Source organism: Arthrobacter sp. ISL-95 (genome assembly GCF_018613695.1).
Taxonomy (GTDB): Bacteria; Actinomycetota; Actinomycetes; order Actinomycetales; family Micrococcaceae; genus Arthrobacter.
The window spans coordinates 1-18,961 of record NZ_JAGGPR010000008.1 but is presented as its reverse complement, the minus strand read 5'-3'; the positions used below and the strand labels follow the sequence as shown (position 1 = coordinate 18,961).

The following is an 18,961-nucleotide window of genomic DNA, read 5'->3' as shown; positions in this document are numbered from 1 at the left end:
TTTTCTAGAGTGCGCTGGCGGCGTTGGCGTGCGCAGCATTGGCTACGGCGGTCGCTACGTCGGCGGCAACATGGGGATCGAAGACGCTGGGGATAATGTAACTCGCGTTGAGCTCATCGTCAGCCACCCGGTTGGCAATTGCCTCGGCGGCGGCCACCAGCATGTTCGGCGTGATGTCCGATGCCCCGGCGTCCAGCAGACCGCGGAAGAAGCCGGGGAAGGCCAGTACGTTGTTGATCTGGTTCGGGAAGTCGCTGCGACCGGTGGCAACCACGGTTGCGTGCTTGGACGCGACCACAGGGTCGATTTCCGGCGTCGGGTTGGCCATGGCGAACACGATCGCGTTCTCAGCCATGGAAGCAACCTGCTCTTCGCCGATCACGTGCGGGGCGGAGACGCCGATGAAGACGTCCGCTCCCCTAAGGGCGTCGTGCAGGGTGCCGGAGAAACCTTCTTCGTTGGTGTTGGCGGCGATCCAGCTGCGGTGCTCGTCGCCGTATTCTTCACCGGAGTGGATGGCGCCGGAGCGGCCGGCAGCGATGATGTGCTGCGCGCCCTGGGCCTTGAGGAGCTGGATGATGGCCGAGCCGGCAGCGCCGACGCCCGAAACCACGATCTTAACCTCGGAGAGCTTCTTGTCCACAACGCGGAGGGCGTTGACCAAGGCAGCGAGGGTGACAATGGCGGTGCCGTGCTGGTCATCGTGGAAGACCGGGATGTCCAGCTCTTCGCGGAGGCGGTTCTCGATTTCGAAGCAGCGCGGCGCGGCGATGTCTTCAAGGTTAATACCGCCGTAAACGGGGGCCATGGCCTTGGCGATCATGATGATTTCTTCGGTGTCCTGGGTGTCCAGGCAGACCGGCCAGGCGTCAACGTTGGCGAACTGCTTGAAGAGCGCGGCCTTGCCTTCCATCACGGGAAGGGCAGCGGCCGGGCCGATGTTGCCCAGGCCCAGAACGGCTGAGCCGTCGGTGAGGACGGCGATGGTGTTGCGCTTGACCGTCAGGTTGCGGGCTGCGGCCGGGTCTTCTGCAATGGCCATGCAAACGCGGGCGACGCCGGGAGTGTAGGCACGCGAGAGGTCGTCGCGGTTGCGCAAGGCTACCTTGGGGACCACTTCGAGCTTGCCGCCGAGGTGCATGAGGAAGGTGCGGTCCGAAACGTGCTGGACGGTGACGCCGTCGAGTGCGTTAAGGGCGTCCTTGACGCGGGCTGCGTGGTCGTCGTCGGTGGTGTTGCAGGTGACGTCAACAACAAGCGTCTCGTGGTGGGATTCCGTGACATCCAGCGCGGTGATTGCTGCACCGGCTGCGCCGACGGCTGCTGCCAGTTCGCTGGTAGCTGTGAAGCTCGACGGTGCGGCGACGCGCAGGGTGATCGAGTTTCCGGGGCTCGGATTCGCCATTGAAATTCCTCCTGTAAGGCCCGTTCCCGGGCCGCCGTTCCAAACTGAATGTTTTCGTATTATGGATATTATTATCTACAAAGTGGAAACACAACCCCTTGCTTGGTCATGTTCGGTGTCGTCGCGCAGGTGGGCGCTGTGCTGTATGTTGGGTGTTCTAAGCAATTCTTTTCACGATGCGGATAAGAGTTGTCGGAATCTGAGTCATTGGAGACAAGGGAATGGCTGAAAAAGCCTCCGGAGGCGTGCAGTCCGTTGAGCGCGTCTTTGAACTGCTGGAACTGATCACGGACGCAGGCGGCGACGTCACGCTGAGCGAACTTTCGTCGTCCACTGACCTCCCCCTGCCCACTATTCACCGCCTGCTCCGCACGCTGGTGTCCCTCGGCTACATCCGTCAGCTGCCCAACCGCCGCTACGCCCTGGGTCCGCGGCTCATCCGGCTCGGCGAAGGTGCCAGTAAGCAGCTCGGCGCTGTGGCCCGTCCGCAGCTGAAGACCCTGGTGGAACGCCTCGGCGAAACCTCCAACATGGCCGTCCTGGACTCGGACATGGTCATCTACGTTGCCCAGGTCCCCTCCATGCACTCCATGCGCATGTTCACCGAGGTTGGCCGCCGCGCCCACACGCACGATACCGGCGTGGGCAAAGCCATCCTCGCCCAGCTGGACGACGAAGTTGTCCGCGGAATCGTGGCACGCACCGGCATGCCTACTCCCACGGCCAAGAGCATCGGCGACATCGACTCGCTGCTCGCTGACCTCAAGCTCATCCGGGAACGCGGCTACTCCATTGACGAGGAAGAGCAGGAGCTGGGCGTCCGCTGCTTCGCCATGGCGGTGCCCAACGCGCCCACCCCCACCGCGATCTCCGTCTCCGGACCGATCACCCGCGTTGACCAGAGCTTCGCCGACCGCGCCGTGCCCATGCTGCGCGACGCTGCCATGGCGATCTCCGCGGAGCTCAACCAGAACTAGCTTCCCCACCCGCCGCCGCTCCCGCGCGCGAGGTGGCATTTGATGGCAATGTTTCCCAAGAACATTGCCATCTTTTGCTATCTGGGTGCGGGTTGTGAGCGGATGGCCTTCTTCAGCATCGCGTTCACCACGATCGGGTGCACCGGACGCACCACGCCGAAGTACAGCTTGCCTCGCCACCCTTTGAGCTCGACGGCGGTAGTCACCCGAATCAGTCGGCTCACCGGATCCACCCCGACGGCGGCTGCGAAGTTCAAGTGCTTGTCCTGGACGAAGATCAGGGCTTCTTCGCCCGCACGGTCCGTCACTGTGAACGTGTCCCGCGGGGCCTTGGGAACGCCGATCAAGGGAACCAGCGCCTGGCGCAAACCCATCGCGGCGGAAACCCACCGCGGCATGGACTTCAGGGAGAACAACCGTTCCGCCCACTCTTTCGGATCCGTGCCGGCGCCCTCCGGAAGGGTGGCCAGGCAAACGTCCGCGTAGTCCGGCTTCGGAATCTCGCGGAAGGCCAGTGAACGGAAGCACGGCATTTGGCTGGGCATCGGCTCTTCGGTCATGGCCTGATCCTACGGTGCGCTGTTTGCGAAGGTGAGACGCTGCAAAGGTGGGCTCCGCACCCTGGTGAGTGCCGGCGTCGTACATTCCCTCAACGGCGGCCGTTCGCTCGGAAACGACAAAGGCGGCAGTGTCCCCCAAGGAAACACTGCCGCCTGTTGTCATCTGCGCGTGTAGTGAGCTAGTGCTCTGAAGCGCTGGACGTTTTGAGCGGGACTTCCTTGCCGTCGGCGTCGATCAGCTTGCCGTTCTCAAACCGGTCGCCTTCGCTGAGGCACTTGATGTCCTCTTCGCTGACGATCCGGTCAGTGCCCGCCACGAACACCGACTGGTTGTCCGAGTTGCCGGCCTTGAAGTGGTTGAACAGGATGTTCAGCAGGATGGCCATGACGGCTGCCGAGCTGATTCCGGAGTGGAAGATCGTGGCGAACCAGGAGGGGAACTGATCGTAGAACTTCGGGGCTGCAATGGGGATCATACCGAAGCCGATCGAAGCCGCCACGATGATCAGATTCATGTTGTTCTTGTACTCAACCTTGGCCAGGGTACGGATACCGCTGGCTGCCACAGTACCGAAGAGCACGACGCCGGCGCCGCCCAGGACGGGCGTCGGAACCGCTGCGACGACGCGGCCCAGGATCGGCAGGAGACCCAGGATCACCAGAATAAGGCCGCCGGCACTGACCACGAAGCGACTCTTGATGCCCGTGATGGCCACCAGGCCCACGTTCTGGGCGAAGGCGCTCTGGGTGAAGGAGTTGAACAGCGGGGAGATGGCGCTGGAAAGCATGTCTGCGCGGAGGCCGTCGCCGATGCGGCGGGAGTCAACCTTGGTGTCCACGATCTCGCCCACTGCGATGATGTCCGCCGAGGTCTCAGTCAAGGTCACCAGGATGACGATGAGCATGGAGATGATCGCAGCGATCTCGAAGGTAGGAGCGCCGAAAGCGAACGGCGTGGGGAACGCGACGATGTCGCCCTGGCCAACCTTGGAGAAGTCAGCCATGCCGGCTACCAACGCGATGATGGTGCCGATGACCATGGCCAGCAGGATGGAGAGCCGGGAGATAGCGGCGTTGCCAACCTTGCTCAGGAGCAGGACGACGCCCATGGTTGCTGCTGCGAGGCCAATGTTGGCCATGCTGCCGTAGTTATCAGCCTTGGCGTTGCCGCCCATGGCCCAGTTCGCTGCCACCGGCATCAGTGTCAAGCCGATGGTGGTGATCACGGTGCCGGTGACTACCGGCGGGAAGAACTTGATGATCTTGGAGAACAGGGGAGTGATCGCCAGGCCGATCAGCGAGGCCACAATGACCGAGCCGAACACAGCCTGGATCCCGCCGCCACCTTGGACGATCGCCACCATGGTGGAAACACCGGCGAAGGAAACGCCCTGAACCAGCGGCAACTGCGAGCCGAAGAACGGAATACCAACCGTCTGCAGGATGGTGGCCAGGCCGCCCACGAACAAACAGGCGGCAATGAGGAGGCCGATGTCCTGAGAGTTCATGCCGGCGGCTGCACCGATGATCAGCGGCGGGGCAATGATTCCGCCATACATGGTGAGGACGTGCTGGAAGCCGTAGGCGAAGGTGCTTCCGATGGAAAGTCGTTTGTCCTCGGGCCGTTCCGACTGATGCTTCTGGGGCGAGGTGGTATTCGCAGAGCGGGATTTCTTTTTGATGTTCATGGCAGACTTTCTGGGTTCATGGCAGACGCCTTCGTCTGGCTAACTGTGTCTGGCTAACAAAATCTTTGGTTCTTGGGGTTGGCTTTGTGTGCAGGTCCGGCCTTTACGGGGCGCCGTTGGGGGGACCTGCACACAAAACCTTGAGGTGTTGCGGTTCTACTGCGGTTTAGCAGAAGCCGGCGATGCCGCTCCAGGCAACGGGTGCAGCGTCGATGTCTTCGCGCTGGACGGTGGCTTCGATGAGGCCGTACGGACGATCCGCGGCGAAGAAGACCTCGTTGGGGTTGTCCAGGCCGAACGGGCTCAGGTCAACCAGGAAGTGGTGCTTGTTGGGCATGGAGAACTTGATCTCGTCCACTTCGCTGTGTGCTTCCAGGACCTTCTTGCCCATGTCGAACAGCGTCTGCTGCAGGGCGTGGGAGTAGTTTTCCGTGAAGCCTTCAAGCAGAAGGGCTTTGATGTCCTCGTAGCTCTTGTTGAAGTCCGTGCCGGCGAAGTCCAGGTTGGTGTTGTAGCGCCAGCGGGCGGAGACGTCGGTGGCCAGGATGCGGTCGGTGGTTTCAGGCAGGGTGGTGTACTGATCCCGCGGGTAGCCCACAAAACCGGACTGCGTGGTCTTCAGGACGGTCAGGTCCTTGAGGCCGCTAATGACGTGCGTGGTTGCGCCATCACGGACGACGACGGCGGTGCGCACCTCTTGTCCGTTGCGGACGAAGCTGTGGTCGTGTCCCTCGCCGTGGGCCTGGATGCGATCCCAGCTGTAGGCTTCGGCTTCCCAGCGTCCGCCGGTTACCCAGTCGAATCCGCCGGTGAAGTGGTCTGCGAGACGAAGCAGAAAGGACTCGGGTGAGCCTATGCCTTCACGGGCAAAGGCGTACACCGTGTTCTTCTGGGTGTCGGTGGCAACGACGTGGCCGTTGTCGCCTTCGAGGTGGGCCGCCTGGAAGTCGCCGCGCAGCTGCGAGGTGACGTTCAGGTCTTCGATGTGGTGGCGGTCCGTATCCCGGGTGACCTTGACGACGCGGACTTCTGCTTTGCCGTACTGGTTTTCGCCGAGGACGATGTTGTTGCTCATGGTCATATCCCAACTTCTGTGAGGTGGAACCTAGGTTCCATCAATGAAATTAAGCGAGTGTTTCCACTGCGTTTCTGGTGGAGCCGACCCAACAAAAAAGAGCCAGCATCCATGGATGCCAGCTCATTACGACCCTGCCTGCTGCTCTCAGGTTACGTGACCTACGCCACGAACTCATTCGAGAGTAGCGCATTATTTCGTCTTGTGTATACGGGTTTCGGAGGATCGTTATGAACCATCCAAATGTGACCGGCGCAACTCACTTTGCTCTCGCGGGGGTCTTGACGCCTGCTTTCGCCGATGCCTACACTTTCCACATAACAATAAAAGTTTTCCGAAGTGCGGAAACTGATTGCATGAGAAAGAGGAGGAACAGATGGACTCGAAGGATACGAACAACGTCGTGGAATTCCCGGCGCCGGGTCAGGAGCTGTACCTGCCCTTCGGTGCGACAGATCCCGACTTCTACATTCCGGCCGACTGTGACCGCAAAGCCGGCGGGTTCTCCCGTTGGCTGCGCGCGCTCCCGGTGTTCGGCCGGCAGCGTCCTTAGATCCCCGACGGCACCCTCTCCCCGCAAGCTCGGGGAGGGGGCTTGCCATAAGGGCCCTCTGCAGCAAGGGACGCGGACTCTGCGCAACAGAGCCAATGAGGCGGGTGACACCAGGGGAGGTGTCGCCCGCCTTTCCGCTGCCCTGCGCCCGTTTGCCTTGCACCCGTTTCGGGGGTTCCCTGCCCATTAGACGGTAGGAGTCGTCTGGCCGGCAGCAAGCCATCGGATCGGGTTTGTCCACATAGGATCGAACGCACCTGTCTCCAGCCTGGTGGTATGACGAAGCTTGGTTCATGACCAAGACACACCTTAAGGAGCTCCCATCGGGCATGGATCTGTGGCGAACGAGCGAGCTAAACGAAGCAGGATTCAGTGACCGCAACATAGCTGCCCTTGTGCGAAGGGGAGTGCTGCTTAGGCTCCGCCGAGGTTGTTACATTCGCGGCAGTACCTGGGCCGCTCAGAAACCTTGGGTGCGCAGCCGGCAACTCATCGCCGCGCACGCGCATGGGACGCTCACGACGTCGGGCGGCGGCTTGATCTACAGCCACGCCTCTGCGGCGCGTCTCCATCGTTTGTTTTTGTGGGACGTTGACGACCGCGTGCACATCACACAGAGGCAACCGCCATCGCCCATCTCGCATGGCCGCGATGTAGTCGCCCATTCGAGAATGCTAAAAGAGGACGATGTAACCCTCGTGGACGGGCTGCCGTGCACATCGCTTGAGCAGACAATCTTGGACTGTTGTTTGATGTTGAACTACCGGCAGGCCTTGATCCTGATGGATCACGCGTTCCGTATTGGCGTTGATGCCGGCAAGCTGCGGGACAAGTGCAAAGCCCTGGCGGGGAGAAATGGAGTGCTCTCGCTGCGACGGGCATTGGAGAATGCCGATGCCCGCTCGGAATCTCCGGGTGAGACATTGTCTCGGGAGTTGCTCCACCGGCTGCGTATCGAACCACCGGAGCTCCAAGTCGAAGTGGACACCGTCGAGGGGCGCCACCGTATGGACATGGCCTGGCGAGCGAAGAAGGTAGCCCTGGAGTTCGACGGGCGGACCAAGTACTTCGACTATGCGCCCACCGACGAGGTCATTTTTCGGGAACGGCTGCGTGAAAAGGCCCTGACGGAGCTCGGTTGGACCTTCATTCGCATAAAATGGCGGGACCTTTTCCAGGAACACGAGTTCAAAATGCGCGTGCTTCGGGTTCTCCGCAAGGCCGGATAGACGAGTCCCTGCGCATTAGACGGCACCTACCGTCTAATGCGCAGGGAACCACCGAAACGGGCCCAGCCACAACAGAAAAGAGCTACCCCGCAACCAGTTTCCGCGCCGCCGCTGAATGCTCCGCGATGAGCCCCGCAACGTCCAGCCCGGGAATCGCACCGTCAACAACCCGCCAAGCACCCCCCACCATTACCCTGTCTGCACGGTCCGCCCCGCAGAGCAATAGCGCAGCTACGGGATCGTGGCTTCCGGAAAACCGCAGCTCGTCGGGCTTGAAAAGGGCCAGATCTGCTTGGAGGCCGGGAGCCAACTGGCCTATGTCGGAGCGCCCCAAAACAGCGGCCGATCCACGGGTGGCCCATCCCAGCGCCCGCTCCACAGGTACGGATGCGCCATACCGGAGTCGCTGCAGATACAGGGCTTGCCGTGCTTCGAGGATCATGTTGGAGGCATCGTTCGACGCCGAACCGTCCACTCCCAGCCCCACGGGAACGCCCGCTGCTTCAAGTTCCAGGACGCGTGCGGTGCCGGATGCGAGGCGCATGTTGGAGGTGGGGCAATGTGCGACGGCGGTGCCTGCGGCTCCCAGCCTGGTGATCTCCTCGTCGTTGAAGTGGATGCCGTGTCCAAGCCACGTCCGGTTGCCCAGCCAGCCCACGGACTCCAGATAATCCACGGTTCGCAGCCCAAACATGGACTGGCAGAAGTCCTCCTCGTCGATCGTCTCGGCAAGGTGCGTGTGCAGCCGGACATCGAAGCGTTCGGCCATGGCTGCGCTTTCGGCCATGATTTCCTTGGTCACCGAGAACGGCGAACATGGGGCCAGCGCAATCTGCACAACAGCCCCATCGCCGGTCTCGTGGTACTGACGAATCAGCCGCTCGCTGTCCGCAAGAATCGCTTCAGGTGACTGAACCGTGGTCCTGGGCGGCAGCCCGCCGTCGTCCTCTCCCAAGGTCATGGACCCGCGGGTCAACGTGGCCCGCATTCCCATGGAGCGCACTGCCGACACCTCGATGTCGATTGCGTCTTCCATGCCATCGGGGAAGAGGTAGTGGTGGTCGGCGGCGGTGGTGCAGCCGGACAGCAGCAGCTCGGCCAGTGCCACTTGCACGGCGAGCTCAAGGCTGCGCGGGGTGAGCCGGGCCCATACGGGGTAGAGGTTCTGAAGCCACGGGAATAGCGGCGCGTTGGCCACGGGACCCCACGCGCGGGTGAGGGTTTGGTAGAAGTGGTGATGGGTGTTGATAAGGCCCGGCAACACCACGTGCGCGGAGGCGTCGAAGACGGTACATGGGATGAACGGCTGCCCGCCCGAAGGCACCAGCTCTACGATTTTTCCGTCGGAAACCACCAGGCCGCCGCCGGCGTCGTGATCGTTTGCGGTGAAGATACCCAGTGGGTTCTTGATCCAAAGAGGGGTCATGACAGGTTCCTTGTCTGGTCGGCGAGTACGCGTTCCAGCTCAGTTAGGCCCTGTCTGCTGATCCAGGTTGCGGGGTCCGCCAGAGAGCGGTCCGGTCTTCACAGAGTAAAATGGACGACGGCGGCCGTCAACGCTTGCGGGCGGGTTCCGGTCACATTCGGGAACCATGCCTCGGGGCCATCCAGGCGGCGGCCAATCGCCAACCCACAACCGCAATTAATTTCGCATGACGAAATTAAGTTTTCAAAAAACTATGGCGCGGCTCACAAACCTGGTGTTACGCTCTAACTGCCAAAGGCGGGCACCCGGACCTCGGGAAGCTATCTACCAGGCGCAACTTAACCTTCATCGCACATGCTGAAGCCTGGTAACCAAGCTATCTGGAGCTCATCTCTGTAGCGCCCCCAAACAGGTCACCTGGCTTCCTCAGCACTAAGGAAGTCGCAACATGAGTACAACCGTCACGGCCGAGCAATTCCTGGCCACATCCATTGAGCTGGCAACAGCCAATGTCCTTAACAGTGGAGGCCCTTTCGGCGCCGTCATTGTCAGCGCGGACGGACGAGCATTTGAAGGCGTCAACCGCGTCACCGCCACGAACGATCCCACCGCACACGCAGAAGTCACGGCCATCCGTAACGCCTGCCGCGAACTGGGAACCTTCGATCTCAGCGGAGCAACCCTCTACACCAGCTGCGAGCCATGCCCCATGTGCCTGGCCTCCGCACTCTGGGCACGCGTTGACCGCGTGTTTTTTGCCGCAGACCGTCACGACGCCGCATCCGTCGGCTTCGACGACGCCGTCTTCTACGAGTACTTCGAGAACGATAACCGGGACGCGCTGATGCCGGTAGCCAAGCTGGAACTGGGCGACCCCCAGGCTCCGGAGGCCCTCCAGCCGTTCAACACATGGAACACGCTTGATTCCAGGATTGACTACTAGGGCCCGGTGGCTGACATGACAATCCTGGACAATTCCGCTGAAAAGCAGACAGCAGCTGAAAAGCAGGCTGCACTCTTTCCCCAGGGAGAGGGCGCAGAGCCCACAGCGGCAAAGCACACGGCAACCGGCCTGGCAGATGGCAACAAGAAGCCCCCGGTGTCGAACTCCTTTCTGGACAAGTTCTTCCAGATCTCCAAGCGTGGCTCAACGTTGGCCCGCGAATTCCGCGGCGGCCTGGTCACCTTCTTCACCATGGCGTACATCGTCATCCTCAACCCGCTCATCCTGGGTGGTTTCTCTGCGGAAAACGCCCCCGTTGACGTAGCTGGTGGCTGGCTCTCGGCGGCACAGGTTGGCGCCGTCACCGGCCTGACCGCTGGCGTCATGACCATCATTTTCGGTCTCGTCGCCAACTTGCCGTTCGGCCTCGCAGCCGGCTTGGGCATCAACTCGTTCCTCGCCGTTGCGGTGATCCAGGAAGTCACGTGGCCCGAAGCCATGGGCCTGGTGGTCATCAACGGCATCCTGATTGTCCTCTTCGGTGCTACCGGCGCCCGGACGGCGATCTTCAAGGCAGTACCCAAGGAGCTCAAGGCTGCCATCACCGTTGGCATCGGCCTGTTCATCGCCTTCATCGGCTTCGTGGATTCCGGCTTCGTTCGCGCAACAACGGGCGGCCCACCGGTCCAGCTTGGGGACAACGGCTCCATCACCTCCATCCCCACCCTCGTCTTCATTGTGGGTCTGCTGACCATGGGTATCCTGGTGGCGCGCAAGATTCAGGGCGGCCTGCTGATCGGCATCGTCGCCACCACTGTCCTCGCCGCTGTTGCCGAGGCCGTGTTCCACATCGGTCCCGGCACCGCCGACAACCCCGGCGGCTGGCACCTCAACGTGCCCATCCTGTCCAGCCAGTTGGTATCCGTGCCGGACCTCAGCCTGGTGGGCCAGTTCGATCTCTTCGGCTCCTTCGCCAGGATCGGCGGATTGGCGGCCACCATGTTGGTCTTCACCTTGGTGTTCACCAACTTCTTCGACGCCATGGGCACCATGACGGGCCTGGCCAAGAGCGCAGGCGTGGCTCACAAGGACGGTACGTTCCCCAAGCTGAAGTCGGCCTTCATTGTTGAGGGCATGGGCGCAGTGGTGGGCGGTGCAACGTCCGGTTCGTCCAACACCGTGTACATAGACTCTGCGGCGGGCATCGGCGAAGGCGCACGCACCGGCCTGGCCTCGGTGGTCACCGGTCTGCTGTTCCTCGGTTCGATGTTCTTCACACCGCTCACCTCGGTTGTTCCGTTGGAAGTTGCGGCAGCAGCCCTGGTGGTAGTGGGTGCGATGATGATGGCGCAGATCCGCGAGATCAAGTTCACCAAATTCTCAATCGCCCTCCCGGCCTTCCTGACAATCGTGACCATGCCGCTGACGTACTCCATCGCCAACGGCATCGGCGTCGGGTTCATCTCCTTCGCCGTGATCAGTGCGGCGTCGGGCAAGGCCAAGAAAGTCCACCCGCTCATGTGGGTGGTCACGGCAGGCTTCATCATCTACTTCGCCCGCGGCCCGATCAACACGCTGATGGGCGTCTAGCCCGCAGCCGCACCCCGCGCCGGCGGGTACCACTTCCGGCACTTCGATCGGCGGTCCGCCGGTACCCACCGCACGAATAGGCGTCCGCCGTCGTCGTCCTTTCCGAACTTTACGGACTGGAAAAGGCACGACGGCGGGCGGCGGCCGGTTACCGACGCTCCGTCAGGGAACGGGGGCAGGGAGATGAAGCCCTTGCCCCCGTTCCTATGAAGTCTTACTGACCGAACTCTTACTGATTAACCGCGACTACCCCTCAACATCCTCTGGAAATGAGAATATGAGGCAAGATCGCGCACTGCTCCGGCTGGGCCCCTGGCCGGGACACCTGGAATAAGGATGTGTTGCCATGCTGGATCTGATGCCTTCACTGGGCAGCTGGCGGCCTGCGGTCTCCGGCCAACTGTGTGCTGTGGCCACGATCGTGGGGACGGGCGGCTCCGTTCCGCGGCCCCTGGGGACCTCCATGATGGTCTCCGAAGACGGCCAAATCCTGGGCAGCTTGTCCGGAGGTTGCGTAGAAGGCGCCGTGGTGGAGGCGGCCTTGGAAGCAATGCGCGACGGCGGCCCTCGCCTTGAGTCGTTCGGCTACAGCTCCGAGGACGCGTTCGCCGTCGGGCTCACCTGTGGAGGGGAACTGGAAGTCCACATCCAGCCGCTCAAAGCTGGATCAGCCGAACTCTCCGTGCTTGCTGAAAGTCAGCGCCCTGCGGCCCTGATCCGCCGGCTCGATGCCCAAGGCGGCGTCATGGTGGTCGATGATCCCGTCCGGTTCCGGGCCATGGAATCCGAGGAACTCGCCAAATTGCTGGGTGACCACCCCTCCACACTTTTCGCCGCCGCTTCCCAAGTGGAGCCGCTGCTTCAAGGCGGCCGCACCGGCCTGGTCCGCCTGGCACCGCCGGGGGGATGCATCGACGGCTGGATGACCACCGAAAGGCTGGCTATGCCTCCACAGGAAGAAGCACAGCCGGAACCGATCACCCTGTTCGTTGAAAGCCGTTTACCGGCCGCGCGGATGGTGATCTTTGGTGCCAACGACTTTGGCGCGGCCCTGCTTCCTGCCGGGCAACTCCTCGGATACGACGTCACCCTCTGCGACGCCCGGTCTGCCTTCGCGACGCAAAGCCGCTTCGCAGGCGCAGACCAAGTGGTCACCGACTGGCCGCACCGTTACCTGGAAACGGAGGCAGCAGCAGGACGCATCGACGCCCGCACGGTGGTGTGCATTCTCACCCACGACCCCAAGTTCGATGTCCCCTTGCTCGAGAGCGCCCTCCGCATGCAGCTGGCGTACGTTGGCGCGATGGGGTCCCGGCGCAGTCACCGCCAACGGATCGACGCCTTGCTCGAGGCAGGTACACCGCTGGAATTCTTGGAACGGCTGCATTCGCCCATCGGCCTGAACCTTGGCGCAGTCACTCCCGCCGAAGTCGCCGTGTCCATCACGGCGGAAATCATCGCCCACCGCGGTGCGAGCGGAAAGGCCAGCACGCCCGGATTCCCTTCCCTCAGGGACTGCACGGGACCGATCCACCCAGCTCCAGTCCACCCAGCCCCGATCCCAGCGCCAACCCAGGCAGCTACTCAACACCTCACTCAGGAGGACCCATGGACATGAACACCATCGAGGCCGTGGTCCCCACCACGGACCCGTCACAATGGCGCGACGGCGATGCCTGGCTCGCCGGAGGCACCGTCCTTTTCTCCTACGGCAGCACCGTCTTGAAGCGACTCCTTGACCTCGGCCAAGCGGAATGGCCTGCCATCACTGTCACGGATGCAGGCATCGAACTTGCCGCCACCTGTACCGTCGCCGAGCTCTATGCCCTGCCACTCTCCGCGGAAACCGCCAACCGTGAATGGCCTGGACTGGCATTGATCCGCCCGTGCTGCGACTCGTTCGTGGCCTCGTTCAAGATCTGGAACATGTCTACGGTGGGCGGCAACATTTGCACCGGCCTCCCGGCAGGACCCATGACCTCACTGTGCGCAGGACTCGACGGCGTGGCCACTATCTTCAGCCCGGACGGCGGCAGCCGCAACGTCCCGGTGGCCCACGTTGTCACAGGTGATATGCAGACTGTCCTGGCACCGGGCGAGCTGCTCCGCAGCATTCATTTGCCCGCGTCAGCGCTGTCCGCCCGCGTGGCTTTCCGGCGTTTGTCGCTCAGCAACCTTGGCCGCTCCGGCGTGCTCCTGATTGGACGGCTCCACCCCGACGGCGGTCTGGTCATCACGGTGACCGCGTCCACTAAACGGCCGGTACAGCTGAGGTTCCCCGCCGGACAGGTTCCCGACGCCGGGACGCTGGCTGACGCCATCGGCGATTCAATTCCCTGGCCGCTCTACCACGATGACATCCATGGACTCCCCGCCTGGCGCCGGGATATGACGTTCAAGCTTGCCGAGGAGATCCGGGCCGAGCTGCTGGGCGAGTCGATGAGCGTGTCCGGCGATTTCTGGCCGCCACACAACACCTCACCCCAGCCGTCAACCCAGCCAGCCACGTCAAGCACCCAGCAGAAGGAGGCCCGCAATGGCAATTGAGATCAATGGTTCTGCCTCTCAGGCCACACCACGCCCCGGACAATGCCTCCGCACCTTCCTCCGCGAGGAGGGCAACTTCGGCGTCAAGAAGGGCTGCGACGGAGGTGACTGCGGAGCCTGCACCGTGCACGTCGACGGCACGCCCGTCCACAGCTGCATCTACCCGGCAGTCCGCGCCGAGGGCAAAGCGGTCACCACCATCGAGGGCCTGGCCTCCGCAGATGGTCTGCACCCTGTGCAGGAACAGTTCCTGGAGGCCCAAGGTTTCCAGTGCGGTTTCTGCACCGCCGGCATGATGATGACCGCCGCAACGTTCGACGACGAGCAACGCTCCAACTTGCCCCGCAACCTCAAGGGCAACCTGTGCCGCTGCACCGGTTACCGCTCCATCGCGGACGCGGTCTGCGGTCACGGCGCCGACCACCAGCACGACGCCGGAACTGACGTTTCGGGGGCACATTCACCTGCCGCCGGACAGACGACAGCCGTGGAAGCCACCCCCGGCCAGCTCGGCGACAACGTTCCCGCGCCCGCCGGCCAAGCCGTGGTCACCGGAACCGCCCGCTACACCCTTGATGTCCCGGCCGAGGATCTCCCGGGCCTGCTGCACATGAAGCTCCTGCGTTCGCCGCATCCTCATGCCCGGATTGTGTCCATCAACAAGGCCCCGGCGCTGGCAGTTCCCGGCGTCGTGGCGATCTTCACCCATGAGGATGCTCCGCAGCTGCTGTTCTCCACTGCCCAACACGAGAATTACACCGACGACCCCGATGACACCCGTGTGTTGGACAACGTCGTGCGGTTCATCGGGCAGCGGGTGGCCGCGGTGGTGGCCGAGTCCGTGGGCGCAGCTGAGGCCGGCGCGCGGGCGTTGGAAGTGCAGTATGAACTCTTGGAACCGGTGTTTACGCCGCAAGAGGCCATCCTCCCCGGAGCCCCCGCGATTCACGGAGAAAAGGACGGAGTCTTCTCCCGTATCTCCCGCCCGCATCACAACGTGGTGGCCGAGGTTCACGCCGAGCTGGGCAGCGTGGCTGATGGATTCGCTGCCGCTGACTTCATTCACGAGCACACGTACCAAACCCAGCGTGTCCAGCACGTGGCTATGGAAACCCACGCTTCCACTGCTTGGCTGGATGAGGATGGCCGCTTGATGATCCGTTCCTCCACGCAGGTTCCGTTCCTGGTGAAGAGGACCCTGAGCCGGGTGTTCAACCTGGCGCCGGAAACCATCCGTGTGGTGGCCGGCCGGGTGGGCGGCGGTTTCGGTGGCAAGCAGGAAGTCCTCACCGAGGACCTGGTGGTCCTTGCGGCACTGGCTCTCCGGAAACCAGTGCAGCTGGAGTTCACCCGTACGGAACAATTCACGGCAACCACTACCCGGCACCCCTTCACCATTCACCTCAAAGCGGGCGCCAGCCGCGACGGTTCCCTCACTGCGCTGCAGCTGAACGTCCTCACCAACACCGGTGCCTACGGGAACCACGCTCCCGGTGTGATGTTCCACGGCTGCGGAGAATCCTTGGCCGTCTACAAGTGCGTGAACAAGAAAGTGGATGCTCACGCGGTGTACACCAACACCGTCCCTGCCGGTGCTTTCCGTGGCTATGGGTTGAGCCAAATGATCTTCGCGATCGAATCGGCCATTGACGAACTCGCCATCGGTATTGGCATGGACCCCTTGGAGTTCCGGCTCAAGAACATGGTCCGGCCCGGCGATTACATGCTCTCCACAACACCCGAGCCCGAGGAAGACGTCCACTACGGAAGCTACGGCCTGGACCAATGCGTTTCCTTGGTCCGGGATGCATTGGACCGCGGCAAGGAACGCTACCGGGCCGCCGGGCTGGATAATCTCGGGCCGGATTGGGTGGTGGGGGAGGGCTCCGCCTTGTCCATGATCGACACCGTCCCGCCCCGCGGCCACTTCGCCCACACCCGGGTGAGCCTGGAAGCGGACGGAAGGTTCGCCGTCGACGTCGGTACTGCCGAATTCGGCAACGGCACCACCACCGTCCACGCGCAGTTGGCTGCCACGGCCCTGTCCACCACCGCGTCCAAAGTGACCGTGAGGCAGTCCGATACCGACCTCCTGGAGCACGACACCGGCGCGTTCGGTTCGGCCGGAACCGTGGTTGCCGGCAAGGCGACGCTTGGTGCGGCCTTGGAACTCGCCACCCGGATCCAGATGGTTGCCGCTTCGCTGACCGGTGCAGCTTTGATGGATTGCCGTCTGGTGGACGGCGCCGTTGAGTGTGGGGATCGTTCGGTGCCGCTGACGGAAATCGTCGACGCCGCCCGGCTGCAAGGCGTCCGCCTCGCCACAGACGGCAACTGGGGAGGGACGCCGCGATCGGTCGCCTTCAACGTCCATGGCTTCAGGGTTGCTGTTAATAGAGGCACCGGTGAGCTGCGGATCCTGCAAAGTGTCCAGGCCGCCGACGCCGGTGTGGTGGTGAATCCGCGGCAGTGCCGTGGCCAGATCGAGGGCGGCATCGCGCAGGCGCTTGGCGCGGCCCTGTACGAGGAAGTGAAAGTGGACGACGCCGGACGCGTCACCACGGACATCCTGCGGCAGTACCACATCCCGTCCTTCGCGGACGTGCCCAGAAGCGAGGTGTACTTCGCCACCACCAACGACTCCACGGGCCCGCTGGGTGCAAAGTCGATGAGCGAGAGCCCTTTCAATCCCGTGGCTCCCGCCCTTGCCAACGCCATCCGCAACGCGACGGGAATTCGCTTTGGCGAGCTGCCCATTGCGCGGGACAAGATCTACCTGGCCCTCCGCGACCGAACCCTCATCCCCAACTAACCCATCCGTCCGGTTAACCCATCTAGGTAGCAGCAGAGCGCGTTTTGAGCCGTCAAAACGGGCTCTTCTGCTACCTACTTGGGTGGGCCGGCTACTTGGGTGAGACGGCGAGCTCCATGAACACGCTGTTCGGATCCAGGTTGTAGTCCCCAAATGGCGGGCACTCCGTGAATCCATGCCGGGTATACAGTCGACGGGCCGGAGCGAAGTAGTCTTCGGTTCCCGTCTCCAGGCTCACGCGCTCGTACCCCAACCGGGCAGCTTCGGCCAGGATGTGCTCCAGCATCAACGTGGCCACTCCCCGCCCACGGGCACTGGCCGTTGTGCGCATGGACTTGATCTCGGCATGCCCGGCGGACAGTATTTTCAGCGCTCCACAACCCAGCAGAACCCCGTCCTCGCGGGCGGTCCAGAACGTGATCGACTCGTGCGACAACGCCGAGTGGTCCAAGGCATGAACGCTCTCTGCCGGGGAGGTGGCAAACATGTCGGCCAGGTGCTCGCTGAGTAGCTGGTGGACATCAGGGCGTGCGGGATCATCAGTGGCGATGCGGATCATGTCCCTAAACCTACCCGCCGCTAGCCGTCCAAAAGATGCAGCTGAGCTTTCGTGTCCAGGTCCTCGCCGGAGCAGAGGTCACTACAGTCCACCAGGTCCACCAGGCCGGGGTGCGCCTTAAGGAACGAACGCGCTCCCGTGTCGCCATTGGCGGCCGCGGCCGCTTCGGATCGGAGCCCGACGTCGAAAATCACCGGGTGCCTGCGCTTCAGGTGGCCGGACTCATCAGGGTAGGCGGCCGCGGTGACCCGGCCGGGACGGTGGCTGCCCAGCAGCCTGCTCACCGCCGTCGGGGTTAACCCGGGCTGGTCCACCAGCGCCACCATAATGCTGTTGCCCGGTGTGGCCGCGTCAATGCCGGCGCGGAAGGAACCGGCCATTCCTTTGGCCCAGTTCTCGTTTTCCACCACCACATGGTTGCCCAATTCGGTGCTTCGCCGGACGTGGTCGGCCTCAGCGCCGAGCACGACAACCACCTCGCGGCAGCCGCCGTCGAACAGTGTGTCGGCAAGAACTTCCACCAAGGTCCTGCCCCGGAAGGGAAGTAGCGCCTTAGGGCCGCGACCCAGCCGCGTTCCGGCGCCTGCAGCGAGGAGCACGCCCGTGGTGGGGGCCGTGCCGGTGTCAGTCATATCCTCACGATACGCGCGGCGGTCCATGCGGTCTCTAGCTCCTTGGGGTGCTTTCCAAGAGATCTACCAATATCGGTTGTAGATTACCGATCAGTAAGGCTATTGGTGGCCTGAAATGGCCGATATGGTCTTTGAGGGAGTTATGAAGTCAGCTCGGATACGCAAAGTCGCGTGAAGGAATAGGGGAAAATGGCTGGCACTTTTGAAATCCTCAAGGCAGGAACCAACTCATTCCGGTTCCGGCTGACCGCGGAGGATGGAACGGTTGTGGCAGTATCGCCGCAGTTCCCGAGTCTGAAAGCAGTAGTGGCGGGTATCAACGCAGTCCGCGAGAACGCGGCGACCGGTTTCGTGGTTGACAGAAGGAACCTGGGCACCTAGGCCCGGGTGCAACGAAACCCGCTCAACGAGAATTGGCGGCAGTGTTCTTCACGAACACTGCCGCCAATTTTGTCATGCGGGCTGTTAGGCGTCGCCGCCTGCTCCGCCGGTGGTGCCGGCGTTTACGTCCAGCAGCTTGTAGCGGTCAATGGCGTACGACGGCGCGCCCTCCTCTACTTCGCCCCTCGCCGCCAGCAACTGGAGGGTTTTGGCGACGATGGAGTGGGTGTCGTTTTTGAAGTAGCGGCGTGCGGCTTGGCGGGTGTCGGAGAAGCCGAAGCCGTCTGCTCCGAGGGAGGCGAAGTCGTTGGGGATGAATTGGCGGATTTGGTCGGGGACGGCTTTCATGTAGTCGGAGACTGCGATGACCGGTCCGGTGGTGGTTGCGAGTTGTTCGGTGATGAACGGGGTGCGGGCGGGTTGGCCGGGGTTTAGGAAGGCGTGTTCTTCGGCGGCGAGTCCGTCGCGGCGGAGTTCGTTCCAGGAGGTTACGGAGTAGACGGTGGCGGCGACGTTCCAGTCTTCGGCGAGGATCCGGGCGGCTTCGAGGGCCCAGGGGACCGAGACGCCGGAGGCGAGGATGT

17 protein-coding genes are annotated in these 18,961 nt (G+C 62.8%); 9 read left to right on the top strand and 8 right to left on the bottom strand.

Translation table 11 applies throughout. The features are described from left to right. Positions 1-4 precede the first annotated feature (4 nt). Entirely contained in the window at positions 5-1,405 is a 1,401-nt protein-coding gene (locus J7I86_RS12185; protein WP_214820178.1) for an NAD-dependent malic enzyme, read from the bottom strand. Positions 1,406-1,626: 221 nt separating this feature from the next. Here J7I86_RS12185 and J7I86_RS12180 point away from each other — a divergent pair, with 221 nt between their 5' ends. Continuing rightward, positions 1,627-2,382 carry an IclR family transcriptional regulator gene (locus tag J7I86_RS12180; RefSeq protein WP_024818028.1) on the top strand — a complete coding sequence of 252 codons (756 nt, stop codon included), beginning with the start codon at positions 1,627-1,629 and terminating at the stop codon, positions 2,380-2,382. A 77-nt stretch (positions 2,383-2,459) separates the two neighbouring features. On the opposite strand, the gene J7I86_RS12175 is transcribed toward J7I86_RS12180, so the two are convergent. The 3 genes from J7I86_RS12175 to pucL form a co-directional block, all read right to left on the bottom strand. Next, positions 2,460-2,942, bottom strand: coding sequence for a DUF2867 domain-containing protein (locus tag J7I86_RS12175; RefSeq protein ID WP_214820176.1), 483 nt, complete (start codon positions 2,940-2,942; stop codon positions 2,460-2,462). A gap of 179 nt (positions 2,943-3,121) precedes the next feature. After that, the gene (locus J7I86_RS12170) at positions 3,122-4,630 is read right to left on the bottom strand and encodes a nucleobase:cation symporter-2 family protein (RefSeq protein WP_214820174.1); all 1,509 of its coding nucleotides are present in this window, start codon (positions 4,628-4,630) and stop codon (positions 3,122-3,124) included. 166 nt (positions 4,631-4,796) lie between these two features. Beyond that, positions 4,797-5,711 (bottom strand): factor-independent urate hydroxylase, encoded by a 915-nt coding sequence (gene pucL, locus J7I86_RS12165; RefSeq protein ID WP_214820173.1) that lies wholly within the window; start codon positions 5,709-5,711, stop codon positions 4,797-4,799. Positions 5,712-6,081: 370 nt separating this feature from the next. On the opposite strand from pucL, the gene J7I86_RS12160 reads away from it, so the two are divergent. Both J7I86_RS12160 and J7I86_RS12155 read left to right on the top strand, forming a co-directional pair. Then, on the top strand, positions 6,082-6,258 hold the full coding sequence (locus tag J7I86_RS12160; protein ID WP_014922716.1) for a hypothetical protein: 177 nt from the start codon (positions 6,082-6,084) through the stop codon (positions 6,256-6,258). A gap of 293 nt (positions 6,259-6,551) precedes the next feature. After that, on the top strand, positions 6,552-7,487 hold the full coding sequence (locus tag J7I86_RS12155; protein ID WP_214820171.1) for a type IV toxin-antitoxin system AbiEi family antitoxin domain-containing protein: 936 nt from the start codon (positions 6,552-6,554) through the stop codon (positions 7,485-7,487). A gap of 82 nt (positions 7,488-7,569) precedes the next feature. On the opposite strand, the gene J7I86_RS12150 is transcribed toward J7I86_RS12155, so the two are convergent. After that, on the bottom strand, positions 7,570-8,913 hold the full coding sequence (locus J7I86_RS12150; RefSeq protein ID WP_214820169.1) for an 8-oxoguanine deaminase: 1,344 nt from the start codon (positions 8,911-8,913) through the stop codon (positions 7,570-7,572). A 448-nt stretch (positions 8,914-9,361) separates the two neighbouring features. Here J7I86_RS12150 and J7I86_RS12145 point away from each other — a divergent pair, with 448 nt between their 5' ends. From J7I86_RS12145 to J7I86_RS12125, 5 genes are all read left to right on the top strand, one after another. Further along, positions 9,362-9,856, top strand: coding sequence for a nucleoside deaminase (locus J7I86_RS12145; RefSeq protein WP_024818021.1), 495 nt, complete (start codon positions 9,362-9,364; stop codon positions 9,854-9,856). 6 nt (positions 9,857-9,862) lie between these two features. Continuing rightward, positions 9,863-11,446 (top strand): NCS2 family permease, encoded by a 1,584-nt coding sequence (locus J7I86_RS12140; protein WP_214820167.1) that lies wholly within the window; start codon positions 9,863-9,865, stop codon positions 11,444-11,446. A 346-nt stretch (positions 11,447-11,792) separates the two neighbouring features. After that, positions 11,793-13,064: an XdhC family protein gene (locus J7I86_RS12135; protein WP_214820165.1), complete on the top strand. Its 1,272-nt coding sequence runs from the start codon at positions 11,793-11,795 to the stop codon at positions 13,062-13,064. After that, on the top strand, positions 13,055-13,993 hold the full coding sequence (locus J7I86_RS12130) for a xanthine dehydrogenase family protein subunit M (protein WP_214820163.1): 939 nt from the start codon (positions 13,055-13,057) through the stop codon (positions 13,991-13,993). Before J7I86_RS12135 ends, J7I86_RS12130 begins: the two co-directional genes overlap by 10 nt. After that, a complete protein-coding gene (locus J7I86_RS12125; protein ID WP_214820161.1) occupies positions 13,983-16,805 on the top strand; it encodes a molybdopterin-dependent oxidoreductase in 2,823 nt (940 codons plus the stop codon). The genes J7I86_RS12130 and J7I86_RS12125 overlap by 11 nt, the downstream gene beginning before the upstream one ends. Positions 16,806-16,896: 91 nt before the next feature. Here J7I86_RS12125 and J7I86_RS12120 read toward each other — a convergent pair whose 3' ends face one another. Then, the gene (locus J7I86_RS12120) at positions 16,897-17,364 is read right to left on the bottom strand and encodes a GNAT family N-acetyltransferase (protein ID WP_214820158.1); all 468 of its coding nucleotides are present in this window, start codon (positions 17,362-17,364) and stop codon (positions 16,897-16,899) included. A 20-nt stretch (positions 17,365-17,384) separates the two neighbouring features. Beyond that, a complete protein-coding gene (gene nboR / locus J7I86_RS12115; protein ID WP_214820156.1) occupies positions 17,385-18,023 on the bottom strand; it encodes a nicotine blue oxidoreductase in 639 nt (212 codons plus the stop codon). 162 nt (positions 18,024-18,185) lie between these two features. Here nboR and J7I86_RS12110 point away from each other — a divergent pair, with 162 nt between their 5' ends. Then, positions 18,186-18,377, top strand: a complete 192-nt coding sequence (locus tag J7I86_RS12110; RefSeq protein WP_214820154.1) for a DUF1508 domain-containing protein — start codon at positions 18,186-18,188, stop codon at positions 18,375-18,377. Positions 18,378-18,461: 84 nt separating this feature from the next. Here the strand turns inward: J7I86_RS12110 and J7I86_RS12105 are convergent. After that, positions 18,462-18,961 (bottom strand): transketolase-like TK C-terminal-containing protein (locus J7I86_RS12105; protein ID WP_396019873.1); only part of this gene is annotated, 500 nt, incomplete at its 5' end.

Excerpts from the sequence above, each read along its gene's own strand:
- J7I86_RS12185 (WP_214820178.1), bottom strand. The coding sequence starts at position 1,405 with ATGGCGAATCCGAGCCCCGGAAACTCGATCACCCTGCGCGTCGCCGCA.
- J7I86_RS12180 (WP_024818028.1), top strand. The coding sequence starts at position 1,627 with ATGGCTGAAAAAGCCTCCGGAGGCGTGCAGTCCGTTGAGCGCGTCTTT.
- J7I86_RS12175 (WP_214820176.1), bottom strand. The coding sequence starts at position 2,942 with ATGACCGAAGAGCCGATGCCCAGCCAAATGCCGTGCTTCCGTTCACTG.
- J7I86_RS12170 (WP_214820174.1), bottom strand. The coding sequence starts at position 4,630 with ATGAACATCAAAAAGAAATCCCGCTCTGCGAATACCACCTCGCCCCAG.
- pucL (WP_214820173.1), bottom strand. The coding sequence starts at position 5,711 with ATGACCATGAGCAACAACATCGTCCTCGGCGAAAACCAGTACGGCAAA.
- J7I86_RS12160 (WP_014922716.1), top strand. The coding sequence starts at position 6,082 with ATGGACTCGAAGGATACGAACAACGTCGTGGAATTCCCGGCGCCGGGT.
- J7I86_RS12155 (WP_214820171.1), top strand. The coding sequence starts at position 6,552 with ATGACCAAGACACACCTTAAGGAGCTCCCATCGGGCATGGATCTGTGG.
- J7I86_RS12150 (WP_214820169.1), bottom strand. The coding sequence starts at position 8,913 with ATGACCCCTCTTTGGATCAAGAACCCACTGGGTATCTTCACCGCAAAC.
- J7I86_RS12145 (WP_024818021.1), top strand. The coding sequence starts at position 9,362 with ATGAGTACAACCGTCACGGCCGAGCAATTCCTGGCCACATCCATTGAG.
- J7I86_RS12135 (WP_214820165.1), top strand. The coding sequence starts at position 11,793 with ATGCTGGATCTGATGCCTTCACTGGGCAGCTGGCGGCCTGCGGTCTCC.
- J7I86_RS12130 (WP_214820163.1), top strand. The coding sequence starts at position 13,055 with ATGGACATGAACACCATCGAGGCCGTGGTCCCCACCACGGACCCGTCA.
- J7I86_RS12125 (WP_214820161.1), top strand. The coding sequence starts at position 13,983 with ATGGCAATTGAGATCAATGGTTCTGCCTCTCAGGCCACACCACGCCCC.
- J7I86_RS12120 (WP_214820158.1), bottom strand. The coding sequence starts at position 17,364 with ATGATCCGCATCGCCACTGATGATCCCGCACGCCCTGATGTCCACCAG.
- nboR (WP_214820156.1), bottom strand. The coding sequence starts at position 18,023 with ATGGACCGCCGCGCGTATCGTGAGGATATGACTGACACCGGCACGGCC.
- J7I86_RS12110 (WP_214820154.1), top strand. The coding sequence starts at position 18,186 with ATGGCTGGCACTTTTGAAATCCTCAAGGCAGGAACCAACTCATTCCGG.